We start from the raw sequence: 22,030 nt of genomic DNA, 5'->3' as shown, positions 1-22,030 counted from the left end.
TTTTTCCCCCCCCCCCCCGTTTCCCCCGCCTATGGCTGCGGCACCGCCGTGACAGTGACGGGCTTCGTGCCGCATGCGAAGCTCGAACTCGAGATCGCGGGCGTGTCCGTGGCAACGGCCCAGGCTGGGTATCCCGATCCCGACGGTTTCACTTTCACCGGCATCGGCCCCCTGTCCCCCGGCGAGGTGATCCGCGCACGGCAGGAATCGGGGGGCGTGACCAGCCCGTGGTCGGCCCCTCAAACCGTGATGGACCACAGCCAGGAATATCCGGCCGGACCGCCGCGGCCCGAGATCGCGCCCAGCCCGGTCTTCGAATGCGGGTCGCGGACCGGCGTCGCCAACCTATTGACTGGCTGCAATGTCTGGATCACGGCCGACGGCACCGAGGTCGGGCGGGTCGATGGCGCCAAGGAGCATCAGGGCGTCAACGTGAACCCTGACTATGGCTTGAACCTGCAGGCCCGGGCCTGGGCCGAGCTTTGTGGCGATCCCAGCCCGCCTTCGCAGAGCTACAACTCGGGCCCGGCGCCGAATCCCTTGCCGGTGCCGGCGATCGACGACGTGTTCGACGGCGGCGAGCGTATCAGGATCACCAATCTCGTGAACGGCGCGCGGTTTCGGGTCACGCGCGGCGGCTCGACAAGCGGTCCCTATCGTACTTGGGGCGTCGCGCATCTGGTGACGATGACCCCTGCGGTCTCGACCGGCGAGACGATCGAGGTGGTGCAGACGATGTGCCCGTCGAACCCGTCCTCGGATCCCGGCTCGACTGTGGTCCTGCCGTGCAGCGAGCTGCCGGCGCCCACGGTCCACCCGATCGAGGTCGGCGCGCCCATCGTTGTGGTGACCGGCTGGGTTGCCGGGGCGCAGATTAAGGTGTTTCAGGGGATGCAGAAGATCGGTGACGGCGGCCCGCCGGTCGTCGTGCTGACACAGCCTATACAGCCCGATACGCCTGTCTATGTGATCCAGGTCGTGGGCAGCTGCACAAGCCGGTTCGCCCGGGTCGTGACGCCGCGCTGTGTTGCGCCGCCGACGGGTGGCGACCCCGCGGCGCGAAATCTTTTCCCGGTCGGCTTCAAGGATTATGCCGATGGCCCCTACAAGGGCAGCGTCTATTATCCGGCCGAGGACGACGGCGAGGACCAACCTTTCAACAAACGCTGGGGCGATCTCGGCCGCAGCCCCATGGTGGTGATGGCCCACGGCAACCATTACACCTACTACAACCCCAAGAACCGCGAGGACGAGAGCTGCGGCGATCCCGGCGGCTGGACCGAGATCGGCAATCACACCGGATACCGCTACCTGCAGACGCAGCTCGCGCGGATGGGGTTCATTGCGGTATCGGTGGACTGCAACGCCACGAATTGCACGGGGAATTCCCTGCAGAACATCGAAGACCGTGCCGAACTGATCCTTGGATCACTGAACCATTTCAAGGATCTGGACTCTTCTGGCGACGCGATTTTCGGTGACCGGATCGAATTTGGGCAAGTCGGATTCATGGGGCACTCGCGCGGTGGCGAGGCTGTGGTGATCGCGGGCAATCAGGCCGGCTCTATCGGCGCGACGTCACGGGCCGTTATCTCGCTGGCGCCGGTGAACCACAATGTCTACATCCCCGCCGATTATGCCTATATGACGATCCTGCCAGCCAACGACGGCGACGTGTCGTCAAATCCGGGCGCGATGTTCTACGATCTCGCAGGCCCGGCACCGTTCAAATCGCAGATCTACGTCGACTATGCGAACCACAACTACTTCAACCGCGAATGGGTGCTGGACGAAGACCTGCGACTCCCTCCCGATGTGCTTGACCGAGTGGCCTGTGAGCGGATCCTCTCGCGCTATGGCTGCGCCTTGTTCCGGACGTTCATGATGGGGCACGATCTGGCCGACTATCTCACCTATCGCCGCCACCCTTCGGGGATAGATACCTCGAAGGTGCATCTCTCTTTCGAGTGGATGGACCAGATCCTGGTCGACAACCACGAACAGCCGTCCGGGATCGGCACGAACTCTATGGGTCAGACGATATCGCAGTCGATGGGCTTGTCGGCCGACGAATACCACCTGACCCCCGGGGGAAGCTATTCGCCCTCAACCTTCTACGGCGATACCAGCGGCATGGTTATCGAAGGGCGCGCGGGCGGAGTATTCCGCTCGCCGCTCGATGGCAGCTACGATCTTTCGGCGGAAGATGGCAGGCTCTTCGAGGTTTGGGTGCGCGTCGCCGAAGTCTCGAACGGCGGCAGCAATCCGCCGGATGCGATCGGGTTCGAGCTGGGGATCGAGGACGGCTCCGGCCAGCGGGCCTGGGCCAATAGCGCAGCCGTGGGCGGCGTGCCCCGCCCGTTCGACGACGGCCCGCCATCGGGGACCAAGTCGATGATGTCCACGCTTCGCTTTCCAATCCGCTGCTTCCGCCCCGAGGAGGGGGGCGTCAAGACCGGCGACATCGTGGCCTTGCTGGTCCGCCTGAACCAGCCGAAGCCGCGGCCATTGGCCCTTGACGTTCTGCAACTTGTGAAAATCTAACGCCAAATGAAATGTATGACTCTTTGTGTGATGACCGTTCTGAGCCTTGTTCCCCCGGAGGCGAGCGCGCAGGCTGGACCAGGAAAGGATTTCAAGATGACAGACACTGACAGCTCGAACGCCACGCCGCAGCGGCCGCGGCTGCGTGATCGCCTGCCCGCGCTGCTTGACCTGAGGATCGAGCGGATCCCGTTCACGCCGCAGAAGTACCGATTCGTCCGATCCGCCCTTGCCGAGGTGGATGAGGTGATCGCCTTTAGGGTGCGGCTTGACGGAGCGCTGCCGCGGACCATGGACGCGACGCCCGTGCTTTTCGTGGGCCAGGTCGAATTGCCCGACGTCGAGGATGGCGAAAAGGGCCATTACACCTTCATTGCCTTTCCGAAGGATTGGCAGCGGCTCGAGAAGGGCGCCCCGATCGCCCTGGGTTGGCCGGGCATGGGGCCGGAGACGCGCTCGAAGTTTCGCTATAGCACGCCCAGATAGTGGCGCCTTCGTGCTTCGACCACCAGCGCCTCCAGCGAGGCGATTGAGGCCGCACCGCACCGCTCGCGCGATTTAGGGTTCGAGATCGAGGGCGGCTCGAAAACGGTTCCGTTGCAAACTTTTCGCTTGCGGCCGGCGTGTCATAGGTGACCGGCATTTTGCCGGAGAGTTGTTCATGTTCAAGGGTCGCCATTTCGACCAGTCAGTGATCCTGCTTTGCGTCCGCTGGTATCTGGCCTACGGTCTGAGCCTGCGCGACCTGAAGGAAATGATGGCGGAGCGCAGCATCGGCGTCGACCATTCGACGATCCACCGCTGGGTCGTTCACTTCTCGCCTCGGCTGCTGGAGCGCTTCAATCGACGCAAGCGCGCCGTGACCAGGAAATGGCATGTCGACGAGACCTACATCAAGGTTCGCGGAAAGTGGATGTATGTCTATCGCGCGATCGACAGCGCCGGCGACACCGTCGAGTTCTGGTTCAGCGAACACCGCGACCTGCCGGCGGCCAAGCGGTTTTTCCGGAAAGCGTTTGAACGCCATGGCCGGCCCGAGCGGGTTGTCATTGACGGCAGCCAGACCAACCGCGAGGCGATTGTCTCCTGCGATGGCGAGAACGGACTGCGCCATCGCTCTCGGTACGTTCCCAAGCGGACTCGCATCCGCCAGAGCCGTTACCTCAAGAACCGCATCGAACAGGATCATCGGTGTATCAAGCGCCCGGTACGGCCGATGCTCGGTTTCAAGTCATTCGCAAGCGCGACTGCTATCCTGGCTGGAGTCGACATGATCCACATGATGCGCAAACGGCAGGCGAGGTACGCCTACAATCCAAATCCGTCGATTGCTGAACAGTTTGAAATCATCGCCGCAGCGTGAAGCTCTTGCCGCCCCCTCAGTTTTCTGTGCCGGTCCGAAAATTTGCAACGGAACCGTTCGTTTTCAGCAACCCGCGTAAGGGCGACCAGCTCCAGCCGGACCGCTATTCAAATGCCGATTGCGAGGGGCCGGTGGCGAGGTTGCCGAGAAGTGCCAAGGCAACGGTTGAAGGTCAGGTCAACGGGATTAGCCTCACCAGAAAAGCTGGCTCTGGGGTCCGTCGAAAGCGGCAATTGTGCGCCTCCCTTGGGCGTGCTGATATCTCGGAACCGCGTGTGGTTCATTTCCACTTGGCCGCACAAGGCGGGCCCCGGCGCACCCTCCCTCCTCGGGTAAAGTCGGCGCGTCCGCCAAGCGGTCAAAGGTGGTCATTCTGTATGCGTGACAAGGGCGGCCCGCTGGCGTTCATATGAAGAAGATCCTTGCAGTCGTGGCCGTGTCGCTCCTGGTGGCGAACTGCTCCGCGACGACGCAGACCACCGCTGTCCAGATTGCCGGCTATCCCTTCAAGACGGAGGCGGACTGTCGGCGCACCAAGCCGATCGGCATGTTCGACCCGAAATGCGATCACCCGAAATTGGGTTATGGCGGGTTTTCCGATCCGACCATCATAACTCAGACCGGAGCACCTGGCGGATTCGGCGGCTTCTGATCGCCTGACAAGTTCAACGGATCCTATGGCTCTGACGGCCACGCATGACGGCGAATGGCTGTATGTCGGGGCGGCGGTGGTCGGTAGCGTGACAGATCACCTCGACATCGCGTTCAGCTTCCGCGCTTCCTTCGGGTACTGCGGAAAAAGCCCGCCGCAGGTTTCAAGGAGGCGGCGGGCTTCCGGCCCGGAGTTTTGCAACAGGGCCTTACCGTGGAGTTCCCGATATAGCCGCGTCTCGTCTCCTGCTTTGGGTGGGGTTTAGGCGATGAACGAGCGCTTGCTGGCAAGCAGGGTTGGTGCTTTTCTTGCGGCCATACAATGGGAGGCAGCGATGATTATTATGTTGACGGACTACAATGGCATCGAAGTTGGCGTTAACGCGGACAACGTGCTCTTTTTTATTCGTTACCCTAACAACCGAAGCACAACAGTCCAGTTTGTAGGCTCCGGAGGGCAAAGCCCCACTCAGCTCATGGTCCAAGAGACTGTCGATGAGATCAGAGACCTCATCAATCGGTTCGAATAGGATTCGCCTGGGTCTGGAAGCTCGTTGCTGCCCCCCTAGATTTCCGCTGCCCGCGACGGCAGTCAACGCGAACGCAATAGGCACGAAATCAGAACGTTGCGGCATCCCGTGGACAAATCCGCGACTTATCCACAGTGGCGGGAACGGAACTGGAACGCTGGCCCGGCTGTTCAGCTTGTGTGCAGTTGGGTTTTCTTGGCGCAGTTACCGTCACCCGGGCCGGCTGCAGCTGGAGCGATGGCGAAGAGGGCAATCAGAACGGCGATGACAATGCGCATGGCTGGGCTCTCCCGTTTGGTGATCCGATCAACTGTAGGGCGGATGACGGCACCCGGCGAGGCGGTGGAGTTCACAACTTCGCGAGCCTCGCCTTCGGGCTGGAACAAGTATTCGATCGCCCGGTTTCTCAAGCTCCAGTGGTTTCCACCCGCTGGTAAAGGCCAAGAGCCCGCCGCTGGTGTCAGCGCAGTCGAGCGGCGGGTTTCTTGCGCCTTGCGCGCCGCTCACGTTTTTTTATGCCTCGGGCGCGCCTGTTCGATGTAGCTGCGCCGCTTCCAATCATAGACGACGCCGGCAGCCGCGAAGGGCAAAGCCTTTGCTCAGATTTCGACATAGCGGCCGATTGACCGCAGGTAGGCGATAATCTTCGGTTGCAGGTGATCGCGCTCACCAAACATCTTAGCAGCCGGTGTCGAGGACCGCCTGCACGAAAAGCGGAATGTCGGCCTCTCGCATCATGCGGACGTTCTCTACAGCGCGGAAGGCGGAGGCAACAAGGGGGATCCGACCAGGCGTTGACGGTTTGGAGTGAGCGCGAAAGCACCACCTATGACGAAGCGTGGTAGCGTGAGCATGCGCGTGACACCAACTTGCGTGGCGCGCTTCAGGTCACCGCTTCTCGCCTCGTGGGCAGAACACCCAAGAGCAGAGAGGCCGCTCTTAGCAGGTGCTCACCGTTGGGTTCGTGTCCGCCCAACAGTGAGCCGCTCGGTTAGTTTTTCGTAGGGTTTTCTGCGCGGACCTCGTGCTCAGCGCCAATGACCTGAAGGCGCGCGAATTCGTGCCGCTCGTAGAGCTCCAGGTAACGCTTGCGGCCCTCTCTGCTTTTCCGACGCAACGTGTCATTTACCCGCTCTGCTAGCCACTGGCGCTTGTGCTCGATATACCAGATCGATTCTTCCACTGTCAGGCCGACAAGCGTCAGCCGGCCTTTGCTGTCTGTGGTAAGGGCACGGTCCAGCGTCAACGCCTCCTCTTCGCCTGACGTGAGTTCCAGCGGTGCGTCCATCAATTCCGCCCCCTTGTGTCGCATCCATGTCGCGTGGACTTGCCGAGTGTCGCAGGAAACCCAAGGAAATCAACGGCAGTGGTTTGCGATGTCCATTTCTCTTGCTCATGTCTGCGGCAACAAAGTCACACCACTCGCATATACAGTGCTTCAACCGCCGCGCGCTTATTATCCAGCTAACCGAGGCATATCGTCGTGTACGGGCAATGGCGCAAAGACACTGACCGCGCGCCAGCCATCCATAAGGGGGGATGGATTGGCGGGCTTCTCCTCCCGAACTAGCGCCCGCCCCGGTTCCCCCTGGCGGGCGTTTTTCTGACCGACAACCGTAAAGCAGAGAGATTCAGCTTGCCTCTTCTGGAAAAAGGGAATGACGTCCTCATACGCGGGGGCCTCGATGTCACGAAGGAGGGCGCGCACCATGAATACGCGAAACTGGATAATCGCTGCCGTCGCAGTTGTTCTGTTAATCGCCATCTACTTCGTTTTCCAGCCCGGCGCGGAGGCCCCCACGGAAATCACAGCGCCGCCTGCAACTACCGAGCCAGCGCCTGCTCAGTGATGAGCAGGGCGCGCCCGATACCGGAAACGGTGGCGGGCTTTTTCATGTCGAGATCCGATGCCTTAATAGCCGCCACCGCTGCCGCCACTACCCATGCCATTTCCGTTCGGCGTGGAGACGGGTGACGGTACGGATGGAGCCTCACTGCGTGGCGCTGTCATGCAGGCAGTCAAAAGCATCACCGAAAGCAGGATGAGAAAGCGCATGTCGATGACCTCCCTTTGGCGGGCGTTCTCTATCGACAACGTCTCATATCCACCATTATTCCGTTAAGGTTGCGCGCCACAGTTCCAATGCCGGCTCACGCATGATGTTCGCGGGCCTTCCAAGCGTGATTTCATCAGCGCCGTGCCTTGTGGCAATCTGCCCGGTGAGGGAAAAATCCAATGTCGATCCATTTCAGCGAAATCATTCTCGCCGCCTCAATCCTGGGGCTCGCGGTCGGTTACGCAATGCTGTGAACCCCGCAGACCGGGGTCGCACGCTTTGAAGGCAATGACAAATGACCGCTGTTCGCGGCACCGTGATTGCATCAATTCTCGTCGCCGCAGGCGGCTTGTTCATCGACACGGCGCACGGTCACCAAGCCATGCCGACAGACGCGCAACCGTCTGGATGGGCCTATCCGCCTTCGTGCTGCGGCGGCGATGATTGTCAGGCCGTTCCGGATAAGGCAATCGGCGAAGTGCTGCGCGGTTACATCATCCACGCCACTGGCGAAGTGATTGGCTATGCCGATACGCGCATCAAGGTTAGTCCGGACGGCGTGACGCATTGGTGTGCAAGTGCCCGCACCAAACGAACGATTTGTTTGTTCATTCCGCCGAAAGGTTTTTGAGGCGACCCTTTTTGCCCCCTGCCGCGCTCACCGTGTCGCGTCCATGGCGCACGGACCCGCCGATAGTCGCAGGAACGGCTTAGGTTGGCTCCGAACAGACTCAAGCAAGCCCCAGCTTTTTCCTGAGTTCGGCGTTTTCGTTCCGGAGCCGGTCGGCGAGGAGCGTCTTCAGACGGGCATTCTCTTCTTCAAGCTTCACCAGATCCTTGAGCCCATCGCTCGGTGTTGTCTGCCCGGCAGCCTTCTTCCACTGATAGTAGGTCTGTTCCGATATTCCGGCTTTCTGGACAGCGGCCCTGATACTCTCGCCCCGTCCGATCAGCTTTTCGATCTCGCCGAGCTTTAGGGCCCGCTCTTTCTTAGAGTAGATTTTCCGCGCTGTTCGGGCTGTAGGGGAAGTGACCGCTTTGGATGAAGACGCCTGTGGGGCCGACCTGGCGGCTCTGGCTCGTACAGCACCTCCCTGCTTCCCGGTTCGCTTCCTCGGCTTCGCCACCTTTTCCCTGACATCAGGTGTCTGTTCCTTCACGGGCACCTCGGCTGGTACCTGATTTGCCTCGGTTTCCTTGAGGTCGGCCATGAGACACTCCCTACGACGTCAAACATCTAATCTCCCTTGCAGCATCAAGAACTTACGGACTTTGTCAACACCGCCGAAAACGCTTCTCTCATTGTAGTCAACGCAGCCTAAAAGCAGGGCGCCGATGCAGTGCGAATGCTCGCCTCCGAATGGTGCCGATCGGCGCGAAGACCCCACGCCGATTGACACTGGCGGTCCTGATCAGCGCATGTGCGCCACGCAAGTACGTTGGGCCGCTGGTTCCATTTCAACGCGCCTCTCATTGATCACGGAGTGCTGGCTACACGTTCTCGACGCCATGCAGCGGGCGGCATGCCATACTCGCGCCGAAACGCCCGACTGAATGCCGCCTCGGACTCATAACCGATCTCATCAAGAACGTACCCATGCGATCAACAGTCCGCCACAGCAATGCATTTTTCCCAGCAATGCTGAAGACAATGCGAAAGGATGTGAAACGCTTCTCCCACGTGGCCACGCGCGTTCTGCGCAGGGTGTGCAAGCGCCCGATAGCAGCCACTGCCATCTTCGATAATGGTCCACGATGAACCCTTGACGCCGTCTTCAATGACCTCCGGCACGGATCCGCCCCGGAACGCAAAGCGCGGTGTACGGGGAGGTCTCGAGGTATCCGCGGTGTTCCGGCAGGGAGGCGATGTCACGCAGGGAGCACCCGGGGTGGAATCGAGCGGCGGCCCGTGAGACCGGGCAGTGCGCGCAATGTTGGACTACCTGATAGCGAAAGCGATCTCGCATGTGCCGAACGAAGAAGTCGCGGGACGGCTGAACCCAGCGCACTTTGAAGCTGGTCGTCGTGCTGCTTGCCCGTCTGGACGCTACTCACGGGCAAGTGTGGACCGACTGGAGGACCGTTTCCAGATCACCACCACCTGGCGTTGTCGGGCACCGGCGGCGCCGGGGTGCCGCCGAATGCTTCAACGCGTCGACGTGGCAGCCGATCCAGTCTGCCAAGTCTCGCTCCAGCGCACTTCCGCTTAAGACAGGCTCGAGGCGCCGAGCACCGCAACGAACAGACGTGGGGTGGGCGTAAGCCTCAGTTCTCCTCCTCCCCCGATTTTCCCACAAAATCGCCGCGGTACCAATCGGCCGGTTACTTTCCGATTGGGGTCTGGTTGGCGCCAACCGCTTTTGGAGGGGTGGAGTGGTGGCGGCTAGTATAGCCACCTGCCAACAGAAAGTCTGCCTGGCAAATCAGCAGGGCGACCGCAACCTGGGCAGGATTCCGCGTTTAGCAAAGAGCAACGGGATCGCCCTTATGGACAAGCTTCAGTTCATTCTGCCGATACGTATCGTCACGGAGTGGGCCGCGCCTGTGAAGGAGATATACAGCGTGGAGGAGGCACTCGCCTTCCTTGACAATTATCCCAAAGGGCGAGAAAGCCCGGTCTACCAGCGCGCTGTGAATTCCTGCTTTTGCCGCGAGTGCCGGTGAAGATTCCGCCGACAATGCTCGTAAGGCATTTGTCGCCTTTTCGAGAATGATGGGCATTCTCGCCAAGGATTCGGCAGGCCCGGCTTGGTCGGACCGTTCGAACGATTCTTTCAAACCGTTGGTGAACTGAGGGGAGCTCTTGGCGGGCGATTTGGATAGCAAGCGGTGGAAAAGCTATGTCCGTGTGGAAATGGGCGGACGCGATCAATGGATCAACATCCCCTCAACCCGAGCGGCAGCAGAATGTCTTCTCCGCAGCTGGCAGCGGGAATGGGGCCCACCGCACAAGCAGGCCCGCGAAGCCTGCATTGCGGTCCTGAAGGGCGAGCAGCCGCCTGAATTCGCACGGCAGGCTTTCGTCGAGGCCGCCCGCGAGGCCGGAATACTGGTCGTGGGCGTTTTTCCCGGCTGACGCGTCTCACGATTCATTCGCGAGGCGGCGTGTAAATCGGCGTGGGCTTTCGGCACCGATCGGCGCGATGAGTAATTAAGTAATCAGTGGCGGGTGGGGTCACGCACTGAACGGACCGATCGGAAGCTGAATGTCAGCATCGGATGGAAGCGCAATCGCAGCCCATCCCATGCGACGTCGTTTAGTTTCAGGCGCCGTTCACAGCCTGCCGGCAGGAAGGAAACGAAGCCAGCTATATCTCCGCCCCGAACTTGTATCCGTCGTCTGTCACCAACTCATACCGCTTGGCGCCACCGCTAAGGTAGCCACGACGAGATGGTTCGAAGATCGAGTTACCCCTTCCACAGATCTCGTCCAGACAATAGCCTGGGGGCTCGGAACAGTTCAGCCGGTCGTCGAGGCCGTTCGCGGCTTCCCGCGATCATCCACCGATCGCTGAAAACAGCGCGCAAGCCCGGTTAAATGGCGGCCGTGGGCAGATGCGGCAGCAACTTGTCCAACGTGATTGGAAATTCGCGAACGCGCACGCCGGTCGCGTTGTAGACGGCGTTGGCGATCGCCGCACCGGCGCCGCAGACGCCGAGTTCGCCGAGGCCTTTGGCTCCCAGCGGATTGGCCTTGTCGTCATGCTCCTCCAAAAACACAACCTCCATGTCCGGGACGTCGCCATTCACCGCAACATGGTATTCCGCGAGATCGTGATTTATAAACTGCCCATGACGCGGGTCGAGCACCGTTTCCTCCATCAGCGCCGCGCCCAGACCCCAAATCATCCCGCCGAGGATTTGCGAGCGTGCGGTCTTTGCATTGAGAATTCGCCCTGCCCCGATCACCGCGAGCATGCGGCGCATGCGGATTTCTCCCGTGTCGCGATCGACAGCGACCTCTGCGAAGTGCGCTCCATACGAATGCTGGGAGTAGTTCTTGTAGAGATTGTTCCTGCTGTGGGGCTGGACCGTCCCTTCCGCCTCGATGCCGTTGGGGGCGACCCGTCGAAGGAGATCGGAAAGACGCTCGGCACGCCCATCAATCCAAACCTCGCCGGCGACGAAGCTGACCTCGGCATTGGCTGCGTCGTCAGCGGCGTCTGACAGCGCGGCTTGAATGATCTTCTCTCTCAGTTTGGAGCACGCGTCGTGGACGGCGGAACCGGAACTCGCCGCGCCCCACGAACCGCCCGAGCCTGCCGTGCGCGGGAAACTGCTGTCGCCAAGTTGAATCCTGATCGCCGAAAGCGGCACACCCAGGCTTTCCGCAACGATCTGGGTAAGGATCGTGTAGGTGCCGGTCCCGATGTCGGTCATGTCGAGGCGGACGGTGACATCGCCCCCGGCGTCGATCGCGACCCGGGCGGCGGCGGCCCCGATGTAGTTCGGCCGGATGGCGGCAGCCATGCCCATGCCGATGAGTTTTCGCCTTTCCTGCACACGCGCGGGCATCGCATTGCGCTTCTCCCAACCGAAGCGGCGCGCACCCTCATCTATGCAGGCGACGAGGTTGCGTGTCGAAAACGGAATGCCGCGTTCCGGATCCTCGGCCGGTTCGTTGCGGCGTCGCAGTTCGACCGGATCGAGACCGAGACGTTCGGCGAGTTCGTCCACTGCGCATTCGAAAGCAAGCATACCTGGCGCTTCGCCCGGCGAGCGCATCCATTCGCCGCGATTGACGTCGACGGGGACCAGCCTGTGGCGGGTCAGCCTGTTCGGCGCGGCGTAGAGTGAACGGGCAAAGACGGCCGTTTGTTCGCAGAACTCCTCGAAGCGGGAAGTCGCCGACCAGACGTCATAACCCATCGCGGCCAGCCGGCCGTCGCCGTCGCAGCCGAGGCGAACCTGGTGGGCCATCTCAGCGCGGTGGCCGGCATTCGCGAACATCTGCTGCCGCGTCAGGGCAACCTTGACCGGGCGCCGCAACTCCCTCGCCGCGATCGCCGCCAGCACGGTGTCGGGATGAACGATCAGCTTGCTGCCGAACCCGCCGCCGACGAACGGGCTGACGATGCGCACGTTGTCCGGTGGAATCTGCAGCGTGTTGGCAATTCCAGCCTGAAAGTTGGCGAGCGTCTGAGCGCCGGTATAGATCGTCAGTTCATCGCCCGACCACACGGCGAGCGTGGCGTGGGGCTCCATTGGATTGTGATGCTCGTATGGCGTCCGGTATGTGGCGTCGACTGTGACGGCGGCGCTTGCGAATGCACCCTCGAAATCGCCGATCGCGCTGTCGGTTTCAAAGCCCGCATTGGTTCGTCCCGGCGCGTAAGCTTCGTCGAGGCGTCCCGCAAGATCGAAGGCGCCTTCCTCTTTCTCGTAGCTGATCCTTACCAGTCCCGCGGCCGCCCGGGCCGCCTCGAAGGTTTCCGCCACCACCAAAGCCACCGGTTCGTCATAGTAGCGTACGCGGTCGGTCGAGAGCATGGGCCGGGCGCGGGTGAAGACTTCCGGTACGGTCGGAGTGACCGGCGCGCCGAAGGCAGGCTGGGCCGGAGCATTTCTGAACGTCATGACCTTGATGACGCCTGGGGCGCGCTCCGCCTCGGCCGTATCGATGTCGACGATGCGGCCGATCGCGATCGCGGCGCCGAGAATGTGGCCGTAGGCAGGTTTGTCGCCGAGCTCGTGCTCATGGGCGTACGTCGCGCGGCCTGTCACCTTGAGGGGGCCGTCAACACGGTTGAGCGGCTGGCCGATGATGCCGTGAGGCAAACTCTCGGCTTTGTTCGCGGTTTTCTCGGTCATGTCGCCTCACATTTCTGCGGCGGTGGCCAGTGCGTGCCGCACCGTGCGCTTCGCCAACGGAATCTTGAAATCGTTGTCGCCACGGCCGACAGCGCCCTGAAGTGCTGCTTCAGCCGCCGCAACGAAGGTCCGATCGGATGCTTCCTTCCCGACGAGCCCCCGCTCGGCTTCAACGGCACGCCAAGGCTTTGGCGCAACGCCTCCCATCGCGACGCGCGCGCTCCGCACATGGCCGCCGCTCACGTCGACGACGGCGGCGACCGACACGAGCGCGAACGCATAGGAGGCGCGGTCGCGTACCTTTCGATAGATTTGACGGCCCGGCAGTGGCGGCGGCAATGTCACGGCAGTGATCATTTCGCCGAGCGCGAGCTCAGTCTCGATGTGTGGCGTGCTGCCCGGCAACCGGTGAAGATCGCTGATCGGGATTGTGCGGGTTGCGCCCGCCGGCGAAACCGTTTCGACGGTGGCGTCCAGCGCGACAAGCGCCACGGCCATGTCCGAAGGATGCACGGCAATACAGGCCTCGCTGGCGCCAAGGACCGCGTTCATCCTGTTGAAACCCTCGAGGGCGGCGCAGCCAGAACCCGGATTGCGCTTGTTACACGGCATGTTGCGGTCGTAGAAATGCAGGCAGCGCGTGCGCTGCAGAAGATTGCCGCCGGTGGATGCCTTGTTGCGTATCTGCCCCGAAGCGCCCGCAAGGAGTGCCTGGGACAGCACTGAATAGCGCGATCTGACTCTTGGATCCGCGGCAAGGTCGCTGTTGCGGACCTGCGCGCCGATGCGGAGCCCGCCATCTGGAGTTTCCTCTATCCGGTCGAGCGCCAGCCGGCTTATGTCGACCAGATGCGCCGGCCGCTCGATCTCTAGCTTCATCAGGTCAAGGAGATTGGTCCCGCCGCTGATGAATTTTGCCTCCGGCTGGACTGCGACCGCGGACGCGGCCTGCCATGCGTCGCTTGCGCGTTCGTATGTGAAAAGTCTCATGGCTCACGCCCTCTCGGCTACGTCGCGAATGGCGGCGACGATGTTGGGATAGGCGGCGCAGCGGCAGATATTGCCGCTCATCCGTTCGCGGATCTCGACGTTCGTCAGAGCTATTGCCGCGGCCGAGACGTCGGCGGTGACATGGCTTGGCCAGCCCGCCTCGGCTTCGCCCAAAATACCCACCGCCGAGCAAACCTGCCCCGGCGTGCAGTAGCCGCACTGGAAGCCGTCGCGCTCGATGAAGGCAGCCTGCATCGGATGCAAGTTGTCGCCATCGGCAAGTCCTTCTATCGTTGTGATTTCGTCGCCCTCATGCATGGCAGCCAGCGTCAGGCAGGCGTTGATGCGGCGGCCGTTGACGAGAACCGTGCAAGCGCCGCATTGGCCGTGGTCGCAGCCCTTCTTCGACCCTGGAAGCTCGAGATGGTTGCGCAGCGCGTCGAGCAAGGTCGTTCTCGGGTCGAGTTCCGCCAAGCGTTCCTCGGAATTTATCGTAAGCCGCAGCGCGATTTTCGGCGCCGACGCTGGTGCAGTGGCGGTCGCTGCGGGCGTCGGTGCTGCCGCTGCCGGCAATCCGGCAGCCATCAGCAAGCCGGTGGCCGCACTCCCTTCCAACACGGTACGACGGGTCAGCAGTGCGCAGGCGCTCAACTTTCTCATGGAGTATCTCCGGTTCCACTTGCGAGGGATCCGGGCGCCGGCTTCGCTGCCAGCAAGCGCACCGGATCCGCTATCCGGTGCTCGAAATGGTGATGTGGCGGGCGGCTTTCTTTCGAAAAACCGGAGCGCTTGTCAGGATTCGGGAATAAAGTTCACCCGATAAGCCTGCGGGGCGATCCCCCTCAAGCGCCGAAATGTCGAGGTGAAGTGGCTCTGGCTGGAAAAGCCAAGGCGAATGCCGACATTTGCGATCGCCTCATCGGTTCCAGCCAGCAGGGCTTCCGCCCTGCGAATGCGCTCTTCGAGCACAAAGGCATAGGGGGCCAGACCGGTTGCCGCCTTGAAGCGCCGGGCGAAACTGTCGGCCCTCATGCCAGCGACCGACGCCAGTTCGGTCAGCGATATATTGGAGCCGATATTGGCCTCGACATAGTCCTGTACACGCGCCAGCGTCGGCCGAGATAGTGGTTCGCGGCGCGCTTTCCCTTTCCGGACATTGTTCAACTCGCCCAGCCGAAGCACGATCAGCGCGGTGAGATGTTCAACATAGACCGACAAAGGCTTGTGGCCGAGCGACGTCTCGGCGCAAAGGGAGCGCAAGAGTGACGCAATGACGTCATCGCGGCCGTTTATGTGCAGGCGCATGTCGCTCAGATTTTCGCAACCAGGCAGATCCAGGCTCGGATCGATCCACAGAGCTGAGTAGAAAAGTTTGGTGTCGCGGTAGACGCCCACACGCTCGACACCCGCCGGAACGAACGTGATGTCCCCCGACCGATCGCGGCCGTCATAGATCTCCTTTCCGTCGGACTTGATGTAGGTCTGCGACGTATGACCGGCCTCGGTCAGCACGACCAGATGATACGGGGCCGCCCAGCGCAGCTCAGCTTCCTTGCACTCCCAGCGCCGACTATCAAAGATGACTGACGAATTGATCCACGAGACGCTGCGAAGCGGCGAGGCTGAATTTCCACGGGCATTTATGCTTCCGTCGCCGAGCATTGGTTTGAAAGACATGGCTATCCCAAAGGGTTGGCTGGTTCAGTTTTCGCGCCCAACACATTTTAGGATTGAATAGGGCCGCTTGGGCAACCCCCGTCTCGGACACACTGACGTGAATGGCTAGCCAAACTCGCGCGTGCCCATCTGGGCAACGATCTCGTTGTCACATTCGGCTTTGATTGTGGAAAGCTGAGCGATTTGGAACTCGAGAAGGGCTTCGTTCGCCCAATCGTCGTTCACGTCTTTCGGGAAGCCCGGAGGTTCTGGCGACGCGCAGTTGCTCGACTGGAATGTGCACACGTAGCCGAGAGCGTGGCAACGCCCTCGGAGGCGCGGTAGCGGATCGCGTTGGAATTTGGCGCGGCATCGCCAGCAGCAAGCACTGGGAAAGCATCGCTGGGTGGTCGAGCGAACCTTCGCATGGATCTACCAGTTCCGTCGCCTCACTATCCGGTGCGAGCGCCATGCCGCTCTATCGCCCTTTCTCGTCCTCGCCGCTGCCCTCAATATTATTGCGGCGTCGGTGGTGATGCTGCTCGCCCGCAATGGCCTCCCGCCCCTGGCGGTCCTGCTCTTCGTGGTCGCGGCGGTATTGCTCATCATAGCGCTCGTCCAGCTCGAATCCCGCGATCATACCGCAGGGAGGGAGGAGAGCCGTCCACCGCATCAATTGCGGAATGACGGCTTCTGGCGAGAGGCTCGCGATAGCGGACCACAATCACCTATCTGGAGCCCGAAGCAACCGCATATGGATCTGCCGTGCTTCAATGATGGGCCATGAGGCCGGTCAATCAGATGTCAATACCAGAGCGCCCGGCGCGGAAGCGTTAATCGCTGGCCTTGACCGCCCGTATACGGGCGCGCCATTCCCACACGGCTTCGTCGTTCCGATGCACCCAGTCGGCCAACTCCACCTCGTCGATGGGTGGCCATCAGCTTCTCGCCGCTTACTTCAATCGTAAGGCGTCGCCATTTCGGAATGTCGCCTTCGGCGAGATGCTCGTTGGCATTGGTGAAGAACGGGTTCGGATGCTTCTCGACGGTCCGCTGGGTGTGCGTTGTTGGAACGAGATGAAATCTTGAGCAGTGGCCTCCCAAGCGAGAGCCTATCGATGTCAGAGGTCATTGCACCCATCCAGTGGGGAGTTGACAGAACAAACTGACGGCAATATTAAACAGGACTATACAGGTTCAATTAACAGGTTCTAATATGGTTCGGCGCGCGGCGATGTTGTTGTCCCCCGGAGTGGGTAAGCCCGAGCAGATCGCGACGGTGCTGGAAAAGGAAATCCGCTCCGGTGCGCTGGCTTTCGGCGAAAGGCTGCAGAGCGAGAATGAACTGGTCCAGCGGTTTTCCGTCAGCCGCAACACCATCCGCAAAGGCCTGGAAGAGCTGTCGAGCCGGGGGCTCATCACCACGAAGGTCGGCATCGGCTCCTTCGTGACGTTCGACGGCAAGATGGTCGATGACGCGATCGGCTGGTCGAAGGCGCTGGCCGATGCCGGAGCGAACGCCGAAACCCGCACCCTACGGCTTGAAGTCATCGAGGACGCCGAACTTGCCGCCCGGCTCGGCATCGAGGATCCGGCCTTCATCGCCGTCGACCGGGCGCGCAGCAATGCCGGCGACGGGCACGCCATCTCGATCGAACGCAGCCGATTGCCCTTGTCGGCGGAACTGGAGGAGGTTCCGCTGAAGGGCCTGCGGGAAGGCTCTTTGCACCAGACGCTGCGCGGCGCCGGTCTTGTCCCTGACCATGGTGAGGAGTGGGCCGACATCGAGATGTTGTCCGCCGAAGACGCGGCCATTCTGGGCTGCGCTCCTGGCACGCCGTTCCTGCGCACGCGACGGCTGACGCGGTCCGCCGACGGACGGCCGATCGAATACGTCACCAGCCTGCTCAATCCCGCGCATTTCGCGCTGCATCTGGAGTTCTGAGCCGTGTCTGGGAGGAGCATGGCGCAGGACAGGGCGCTGGCCACGTTGATCGGTGGGGCGCTCGGCGATGCGCTCGGCATGCCGACGCAGCTTCTGTCGCCCGCGCGGATCAGATCGTCCTATGGCTTTGTCGACGGCTTCGTGGTGCCGTCCGAGGACCATCCGGTGTCGAAGGGTCTGCCGGCGGGCGCCATCACCGACGACACCGAGCAGACGCTGCTGCTTGGCCGCATCCTTCTGGAATCCGTCGAGAGCTTCGACCACAAGCGCTGGGTCGGCGCGCTGGTCGACTGGGAGCGCGACGTCAAGGCGCGCGGCAGCTACGACCTGCTCGGCCCGTCAACCAAGCGCGCCATCGATGCCATCAACGATGGCGTGCCGCCGGAGGAAGCCGGGCGTGAAGGCGACACCAACGGCGCGGCAATGCGAATTGCGCCGGTCGGCATCCTGATGCCGCCGGAGCCGCTCGAGGCGCTGGTCACCAAGGTGGCGGAAACATGCCGCGCGACGCACAACACATCGATCGCCATTGCATCTGCCGCTGCTGTAGCGGCCGCGGTCAGCCACGGCATCGCTGGTTGCGATTGGCGCGAGGCTACCCGGCACGCCGTGGATGCCGCCGCTCTCGGCGCGAAACACGGACACTGGATCGTCGGTCCCAATGTCGCTGCCCGCATCGGCTGGGCTTGCGAACTGGTGCGCGGCAAATCGGCCGCCGAGGCGATTGGTGTCATTGTCGACCTCGTCGGTACCGGCGTCGCCAGCCAGCAGTCGGTGCCAGCTGCCTTCGCGGTTCTCGAGGTGGCCGAGGGCGATCCGTGGCAAGCGGCGGTGATCAGCGCCAATCTCGGCGGCGACACCGACACGATCGGCGCCATCGCCGCCGGCATGGCCGGCGCCTGTGCAGGCACGGCGGAGCTGCCGGAGCAGCGTATCGCCGAACTGCGGGGCATCGATCTCGACGAAGTTCGCGCGCTTGCCGCCGATCTGGTCGCCGCGCGATTCAGCCAGGCCGGCGGAAAGGAGGCAGCATGAGTCGCCTTGTTCACGCCGGCAGCGCGGTTGTCGACCATGTCTACCGCATCGACATGCTGCCGCTGCCCGGCGCGGAAAAAACCGCTGCCTCTTACGATCGCGTCGCCGGCGGCGGCTTCAACATGATGGTCGCGGCGCGGCGGACCGGGATGCCGGTCGTATTCGCCGGACGGCATGGCACCGGGCCGAACGGCGATTTCTTGCGCGCGGCCTTCGCGACGGAGCGTATCGAGGTGCTAACGCCGCCCGCGCCGGAACTGGACAGCGGCAATTGTGTCGTGATGGTCAGCGCGGACGCCGAACGCACATTCGTCTCGTGGCCGGGCGCGGAGGGAACGCTTTGCGCGGCCGACCTCCCGGCGGCCTTCCTCGAGGCAGGCGACTGGGTGTTCACCTCGGGCTACACGCTGAGCTATCCCGGCAGCCGAGATGCGTTGGCCAGCTGGATCGAGGCGCTGCCGCCCGAAATCCCCTTCGTCTTCGACCCGACGCCGGTCGTGTCGGAAATACCGAAAGACATTCTGGCCCGCGTATTGGCCCGCACAAGCTGGCTGAGCTGCAATGCCGCGGAGGCGGCGGCAATCACCGGCACGGCCGACGTCGCCACCGGCGCCGAACTGCTGATGAGCCGGCACTGTCCGCATGCCGCCGGCCTGGTGATCCGATCGGGCGAGGCCGGCGCCCATGTGTTGCTGCGCGACGGCAGGTCGCAGACCATTCCCGGCTTCAAGGTCGCCGCGGTAGACACCAACGGCGCCGGCGACACCCATATCGGCGCCTTCGTCAGCGCTCTGGCGCGCGGCGAAAGCCCCTTCGCGGCGGCGCGCTACGCCAATGCCGCCGCCGCCATCTCCGTCACACGGCACGGCGGTTCGTCCGCGCCGACCGACGCCGAGATCAACGACTTTCTGGCGGCTATGCGGCCGTTGGAACAAACCGATCAGGACCGCGGGAGAATCACGGCCTGACACAACCGACAGAGAGGAACCGACGATGACCAGACTGACTGCAATGCTGGCGGCCACCACCGTCCTTGTTTCCGCTTTTGCCCTCTCGGCCCAGGCCGCCGAGGTACACGTGCTCAACTGGAAGGGCTATGGAGCCGACGAGCCCTGGGCGGTCGAAGCCTTCGAGAAGGCGACCGGCCACAAGGTGGTCAACGACTTCTTCAACTCCGAACAGGAGATGCTGACCAAGCTGCGGACCAATCCCGGCCTCTACGACGTCGTCATGATCAACGCCGCCTTCACCGGCCAGGCGCTTGCGGAAAACCTGATCCAGCCGATCGATACGTCGAAGATCGCCAACTACGCCGACATCAGCCCGGAAAAGGCGACCTCCCCGATGCTCAACAAGGATGGCAAGGTGTTCGGCGTGCCGTGGGTGTGGGGCCTCACTGCGATCGCAATCAATGAAAAATCCTTCGAAACGCCGCCGACCAGCATCTCGGTGATGTGGGACGAGGCGCGCAAGGGCCGGGTGGTCATTCGCGACGACGCGGTCGAGGCGATCCAGTTCGGCGCCATCGCATCGGGCCAGAACATCAACGACATCAAGGATATGGAGGCGGTGAAGGCGAAGCTCACCTCGCTGATGCCGCAGATCCGCACGTTCTGGAGCTCGGAAAACGACTGGAACCAGATGGTCGCTTCCAACCAGATCGACGTGGGCACCTACTGGTCCGGCTCGGCCGACCGCGCCAAGACGCAGTTCAAGCTGCCGGTCTCGCTGGTTGTGCCGGACGAGGGCGCGGTCGCCTGGCTCGACGCCTTCTCGATCCCGGCAGGCTCGAAGAACGTCGAAGGTGCGGAGGCCTTTATCAACTACATGGTCGACCCGACCTTCTATGTCGAATGGGTGACCAAGGTTGGCGCGCCGGTTTCCGCCAACGTCAAGGCGGTCGCGGCGTTGCCGGAAGACTCCTTCAACCGCAAGATGATGGGCGATCCGAAGGTGGCTGAGCGCATCCAGTTCCAGGCGCCGATCACCGATGCGCAGCGCGAGCAGTACCTCGCCATCTGGCAGGAACTGAAGGTCAACGTGAAGTAGCCCGCGTCACCGTCCCGCGGGGCAGGCATCGCTTGCCTCTGTCGAGTGGCGTCTGCGCGACCCTCGGGCCGCGCACCGCCCTCGCCTTGACTGACGAGAGGAAAGGCATGGCAACACCAACCGCGGGGAGGCGGGGAATAGGGCCGGCGCTGCCGCTGCTTCTGCCTGCCTATCTCTGGCTGACGATGGCGATCTTCCTGCCGCTGTCGGCCATGGCCTTCTTTTCCTTCATGACCGACCTGCCGCTGTCCGGAAAGGCATGGTCGCTGACAGTGCAGAACTACGCCGCCTTCTTCTCCAGCGGCCTCTATCTGACGCTGCTCTTGTCGTCGCTGCGCCTCGGGCTCGAAGTGACGCTCTGGTGCGCCGTGATCGGCTTTCCGGCGGCCTATGTGCTGGCCAAGGTGCTGAAGGGCCGGGCGCGCGAGGCGATCTTCCTGCTGGTTATCCTGCCCTTCTGGTCGAACGGGCTGGTGCGCATCTTCTCCTGGGTCATGGTGCTGCGCGAGGGCGGCATCCTCGATACCGCGCTCAACGCCGTCCTGCCGTTCCGGATCAGCATCGACCTGATGTATTCCTACCCGGCCGTTATCATCGGCCTGGTGCACTCCTACGTGCCCTACATGGTGCTGACCTGTTACCTCACCCTGCAGGCGATCGACGACTCGCTGATCGAAGCGGCACGTTCGCTCGGGGCCACCCGGTTGCAAACGCTGCGCCGCGTCATCGTACCGCTGGCCATGCCCGGTCTGATCGCCGGCGCCGTGCTGATCTTCGTGCCTGTCGTTGGCTCCTTCATGGAGCCGCGCATCCTTGGCGGCCGCACCGGCACCTTCTACGGCACCGTCATCGAGGACCAGTTCGTTGCCGTGTTCAACTGGCCGCTTGGTGCCGCACTCTCCTTCATTCTGCTGGCGGTGGTTCTGCTCATCCTCGCCGCCGCCTCGCCGGTGCTCAGGAGGGCCGCCTGATGTGCACCACCCGACTACTCGAAGGCTTCGGCCGCTTCTATATCGGCCTTCTGCTCGCCTTCCTTTATCTGCCGATCGTAATCATGGCGCTGATGTCGTTCAACGCCTCGCCCTTCTATCAACTGCCATTCGAGCGGACGACGAAATGGTATGCCGACTTGTCGCACAACGCCCAGCTTCTCGCCGCGACCTGGAACTCGATCGAGATCGCCATCATCGCCACCATCCTCGCGACGCTGCTCGGTACGGCCGCCTCGCTGGCGCTGTTCCGCTACGAGTTCGCCGGCAAGAAGCTGTTGCAGGTGCTGCTCTTCCCGCCGATCGCCATCCCATGGCTGATCACCGGCACGGCGATGCTGATCTTCTTCTTCGGCGTCGGCATCGGCCGCGGCCTGCATGCCATCCTGCTCGGCCATGTCGCGCTGGCG

General features: G+C 62.5%; 22 protein-coding genes and 1 pseudogene. 15 read left to right on the top strand and 8 right to left on the bottom strand.

Features of this window, described 5'->3' with window-relative positions:
• The 5 genes from MAXJ12_RS28995 to MAXJ12_RS28975 all read left to right on the top strand — a co-directional run.
• On the top strand, positions 1 to 2,544 hold a 2,544-nt coding region (locus MAXJ12_RS28995), incomplete at its 5' end, for an alpha/beta hydrolase (protein WP_008839710.1).
• 96 nt (positions 2,545 to 2,640) lie between these two features.
• Positions 2,641 to 3,030 (top strand): hypothetical protein, encoded by a 390-nt coding sequence (locus tag MAXJ12_RS28990; RefSeq protein ID WP_139044093.1) that lies wholly within the window; start codon positions 2,641 to 2,643, stop codon positions 3,028 to 3,030.
• Positions 3,031 to 3,205: 175 nt separating this feature from the next.
• Positions 3,206 to 3,907: an IS6 family transposase gene (locus MAXJ12_RS28985; protein ID WP_008839708.1), complete on the top strand. Its 702-nt coding sequence runs from the start codon at positions 3,206 to 3,208 to the stop codon at positions 3,905 to 3,907.
• Positions 3,908 to 4,316: 409 nt separating this feature from the next.
• Positions 4,317 to 4,559 carry a hypothetical protein gene (locus MAXJ12_RS28980; RefSeq protein ID WP_008839707.1) on the top strand — a complete coding sequence of 81 codons (243 nt, stop codon included), beginning with the start codon at positions 4,317 to 4,319 and terminating at the stop codon, positions 4,557 to 4,559.
• Positions 4,560 to 4,827: 268 nt separating this feature from the next.
• Positions 4,828 to 5,088: a hypothetical protein gene (locus tag MAXJ12_RS28975; protein ID WP_008839706.1), complete on the top strand. Its 261-nt coding sequence runs from the start codon at positions 4,828 to 4,830 to the stop codon at positions 5,086 to 5,088.
• A 170-nt stretch (positions 5,089 to 5,258) separates the two neighbouring features.
• Here MAXJ12_RS28975 and MAXJ12_RS28970 read toward each other — a convergent pair whose 3' ends face one another.
• The 3 genes from MAXJ12_RS28970 to MAXJ12_RS39750 form a co-directional block, all read right to left on the bottom strand.
• Entirely contained in the window at positions 5,259 to 5,498 is a 240-nt protein-coding gene (locus MAXJ12_RS28970) for a hypothetical protein (RefSeq protein WP_008839705.1), read from the bottom strand.
• A 581-nt stretch (positions 5,499 to 6,079) separates the two neighbouring features.
• The gene (locus tag MAXJ12_RS28965) at positions 6,080 to 6,376 is read right to left on the bottom strand and encodes a hypothetical protein (protein WP_139044092.1); all 297 of its coding nucleotides are present in this window, start codon (positions 6,374 to 6,376) and stop codon (positions 6,080 to 6,082) included.
• Between the two features lie 536 nt (positions 6,377 to 6,912).
• Positions 6,913 to 7,038 carry a hypothetical protein gene (locus MAXJ12_RS39750; RefSeq protein ID WP_008839702.1) on the bottom strand — a complete coding sequence of 42 codons (126 nt, stop codon included), beginning with the start codon at positions 7,036 to 7,038 and terminating at the stop codon, positions 6,913 to 6,915.
• 402 nt (positions 7,039 to 7,440) lie between these two features.
• Between MAXJ12_RS39750 and MAXJ12_RS28955 the strand changes: the two genes are divergently transcribed.
• Positions 7,441 to 7,776 carry a hypothetical protein gene (locus tag MAXJ12_RS28955; protein WP_008839701.1) on the top strand — a complete coding sequence of 112 codons (336 nt, stop codon included), beginning with the start codon at positions 7,441 to 7,443 and terminating at the stop codon, positions 7,774 to 7,776.
• Positions 7,777 to 7,876: 100 nt separating this feature from the next.
• Here the strand turns inward: MAXJ12_RS28955 and MAXJ12_RS28950 are convergent, their stop codons facing one another.
• Positions 7,877 to 8,356 (bottom strand): transposase, encoded by a 480-nt coding sequence (locus MAXJ12_RS28950; RefSeq protein WP_008839700.1) that lies wholly within the window; start codon positions 8,354 to 8,356, stop codon positions 7,877 to 7,879.
• 1,162 nt (positions 8,357 to 9,518) lie between these two features.
• Between MAXJ12_RS28950 and MAXJ12_RS39285 the strand changes: the two genes are divergently transcribed.
• Together MAXJ12_RS39285 and MAXJ12_RS28940 are read left to right on the top strand one after the other, a co-directional pair.
• Complete coding sequence (locus MAXJ12_RS39285) at positions 9,519 to 9,809, top strand: DUF982 domain-containing protein (protein WP_008839699.1); 291 nt, start codon at positions 9,519 to 9,521, stop codon at positions 9,807 to 9,809.
• Positions 9,810 to 9,960: 151 nt separating this feature from the next.
• Positions 9,961 to 10,221: a DUF982 domain-containing protein gene (locus MAXJ12_RS28940; protein WP_040588615.1), complete on the top strand. Its 261-nt coding sequence runs from the start codon at positions 9,961 to 9,963 to the stop codon at positions 10,219 to 10,221.
• 458 nt (positions 10,222 to 10,679) lie between these two features.
• Here MAXJ12_RS28940 and MAXJ12_RS28935 read toward each other — a convergent pair whose 3' ends face one another.
• The 4 genes from MAXJ12_RS28935 to MAXJ12_RS28920 all read right to left on the bottom strand — a co-directional run bounded on the left by MAXJ12_RS28935 (position 10,680) and on the right by MAXJ12_RS28920 (position 15,623).
• Complete coding sequence (locus MAXJ12_RS28935; RefSeq protein ID WP_008839697.1) at positions 10,680 to 12,956, bottom strand: xanthine dehydrogenase family protein molybdopterin-binding subunit; 2,277 nt, start codon at positions 12,954 to 12,956, stop codon at positions 10,680 to 10,682.
• Between the two features lie 6 nt (positions 12,957 to 12,962).
• A complete protein-coding gene (locus MAXJ12_RS28930) occupies positions 12,963 to 13,946 on the bottom strand; it encodes an FAD binding domain-containing protein (RefSeq protein ID WP_008839696.1) in 984 nt (327 codons plus the stop codon).
• A gap of 3 nt (positions 13,947 to 13,949) precedes the next feature.
• Positions 13,950 to 14,606: an aldehyde dehydrogenase iron-sulfur subunit gene (locus tag MAXJ12_RS28925; protein WP_008839695.1), complete on the bottom strand. Its 657-nt coding sequence runs from the start codon at positions 14,604 to 14,606 to the stop codon at positions 13,950 to 13,952.
• A gap of 132 nt (positions 14,607 to 14,738) precedes the next feature.
• On the bottom strand, positions 14,739 to 15,623 hold the full coding sequence (locus MAXJ12_RS28920) for a helix-turn-helix domain-containing protein (protein WP_040588600.1): 885 nt from the start codon (positions 15,621 to 15,623) through the stop codon (positions 14,739 to 14,741).
• 344 nt (positions 15,624 to 15,967) lie between these two features.
• Between MAXJ12_RS28920 and MAXJ12_RS40230 the strand changes: the two are divergent.
• The 7 genes and pseudogenes from MAXJ12_RS40230 to MAXJ12_RS28885 form a co-directional block, all read left to right on the top strand.
• A pseudogene (locus tag MAXJ12_RS40230) lies at positions 15,968 to 16,113 on the top strand (transposase); the annotation flags it as partial.
• A gap of 705 nt (positions 16,114 to 16,818) precedes the next feature.
• Positions 16,819 to 17,547: a GntR family transcriptional regulator gene (locus MAXJ12_RS28910; protein WP_040588597.1), complete on the top strand. Its 729-nt coding sequence runs from the start codon at positions 16,819 to 16,821 to the stop codon at positions 17,545 to 17,547.
• 18 nt (positions 17,548 to 17,565) lie between these two features.
• Positions 17,566 to 18,582: an ADP-ribosylglycohydrolase family protein gene (locus MAXJ12_RS28905; protein WP_008839690.1), complete on the top strand. Its 1,017-nt coding sequence runs from the start codon at positions 17,566 to 17,568 to the stop codon at positions 18,580 to 18,582.
• Positions 18,579 to 19,550, top strand: a complete 972-nt coding sequence (locus MAXJ12_RS28900) for a PfkB family carbohydrate kinase (RefSeq protein ID WP_008839689.1) — start codon at positions 18,579 to 18,581, stop codon at positions 19,548 to 19,550. Before MAXJ12_RS28905 ends, MAXJ12_RS28900 begins: the two co-directional genes overlap by 4 nt.
• A gap of 25 nt (positions 19,551 to 19,575) precedes the next feature.
• Positions 19,576 to 20,631 (top strand): ABC transporter substrate-binding protein, encoded by a 1,056-nt coding sequence (locus MAXJ12_RS28895; protein ID WP_008839688.1) that lies wholly within the window; start codon positions 19,576 to 19,578, stop codon positions 20,629 to 20,631.
• Between the two features lie 107 nt (positions 20,632 to 20,738).
• A complete protein-coding gene (locus MAXJ12_RS28890) occupies positions 20,739 to 21,602 on the top strand; it encodes an ABC transporter permease (protein ID WP_008839687.1) in 864 nt (287 codons plus the stop codon).
• The coding region (locus MAXJ12_RS28885) for an ABC transporter permease (RefSeq protein WP_008839686.1) at positions 21,602 to 22,030 on the top strand (429 nt) is incomplete at its 3' end. The genes MAXJ12_RS28890 and MAXJ12_RS28885, both read left to right, overlap by 1 nt.

Source organism: Mesorhizobium alhagi CCNWXJ12-2 (assembly GCF_000236565.1).
Lineage (GTDB): Bacteria > Pseudomonadota > Alphaproteobacteria > Rhizobiales > Rhizobiaceae > Allomesorhizobium > Allomesorhizobium alhagi.
This window is presented reverse-complemented; position numbering and strand designations above follow the sequence as displayed.

Coding starts and splice junctions, on each gene's coding strand:
- MAXJ12_RS28990 (WP_139044093.1), top strand. CDS start 2,641: ATGACAGACACTGACAGCTCGAACGCCACGCCGCAGCGGCCGCGGCTG.
- MAXJ12_RS28985 (WP_008839708.1), top strand. CDS start 3,206: ATGTTCAAGGGTCGCCATTTCGACCAGTCAGTGATCCTGCTTTGCGTC.
- MAXJ12_RS28980 (WP_008839707.1), top strand. CDS start 4,317: ATGAAGAAGATCCTTGCAGTCGTGGCCGTGTCGCTCCTGGTGGCGAAC.
- MAXJ12_RS28975 (WP_008839706.1), top strand. CDS start 4,828: ATGAACGAGCGCTTGCTGGCAAGCAGGGTTGGTGCTTTTCTTGCGGCC.
- MAXJ12_RS28965 (WP_139044092.1), bottom strand. CDS start 6,376: ATGGACGCACCGCTGGAACTCACGTCAGGCGAAGAGGAGGCGTTGACG.
- MAXJ12_RS39750 (WP_008839702.1), bottom strand. CDS start 7,038: ATGGCATGGGTAGTGGCGGCAGCGGTGGCGGCTATTAAGGCATCGGAT.
- MAXJ12_RS28955 (WP_008839701.1), top strand. CDS start 7,441: ATGACCGCTGTTCGCGGCACCGTGATTGCATCAATTCTCGTCGCCGCA.
- MAXJ12_RS28950 (WP_008839700.1), bottom strand. CDS start 8,356: ATGGCCGACCTCAAGGAAACCGAGGCAAATCAGGTACCAGCCGAGGTG.
- MAXJ12_RS28935 (WP_008839697.1), bottom strand. CDS start 12,956: ATGACCGAGAAAACCGCGAACAAAGCCGAGAGTTTGCCTCACGGCATC.
- MAXJ12_RS28930 (WP_008839696.1), bottom strand. CDS start 13,946: ATGAGACTTTTCACATACGAACGCGCAAGCGACGCATGGCAGGCCGCG.
- MAXJ12_RS28925 (WP_008839695.1), bottom strand. CDS start 14,606: ATGAGAAAGTTGAGCGCCTGCGCACTGCTGACCCGTCGTACCGTGTTG.
- MAXJ12_RS28920 (WP_040588600.1), bottom strand. CDS start 15,623: ATGTCTTTCAAACCAATGCTCGGCGACGGAAGCATAAATGCCCGTGGA.
- MAXJ12_RS28910 (WP_040588597.1), top strand. CDS start 16,819: ATGGTTCGGCGCGCGGCGATGTTGTTGTCCCCCGGAGTGGGTAAGCCC.
- MAXJ12_RS28905 (WP_008839690.1), top strand. CDS start 17,566: ATGGCGCAGGACAGGGCGCTGGCCACGTTGATCGGTGGGGCGCTCGGC.
- MAXJ12_RS28900 (WP_008839689.1), top strand. CDS start 18,579: ATGAGTCGCCTTGTTCACGCCGGCAGCGCGGTTGTCGACCATGTCTAC.
- MAXJ12_RS28895 (WP_008839688.1), top strand. CDS start 19,576: ATGACCAGACTGACTGCAATGCTGGCGGCCACCACCGTCCTTGTTTCC.
- MAXJ12_RS28890 (WP_008839687.1), top strand. CDS start 20,739: ATGGCAACACCAACCGCGGGGAGGCGGGGAATAGGGCCGGCGCTGCCG.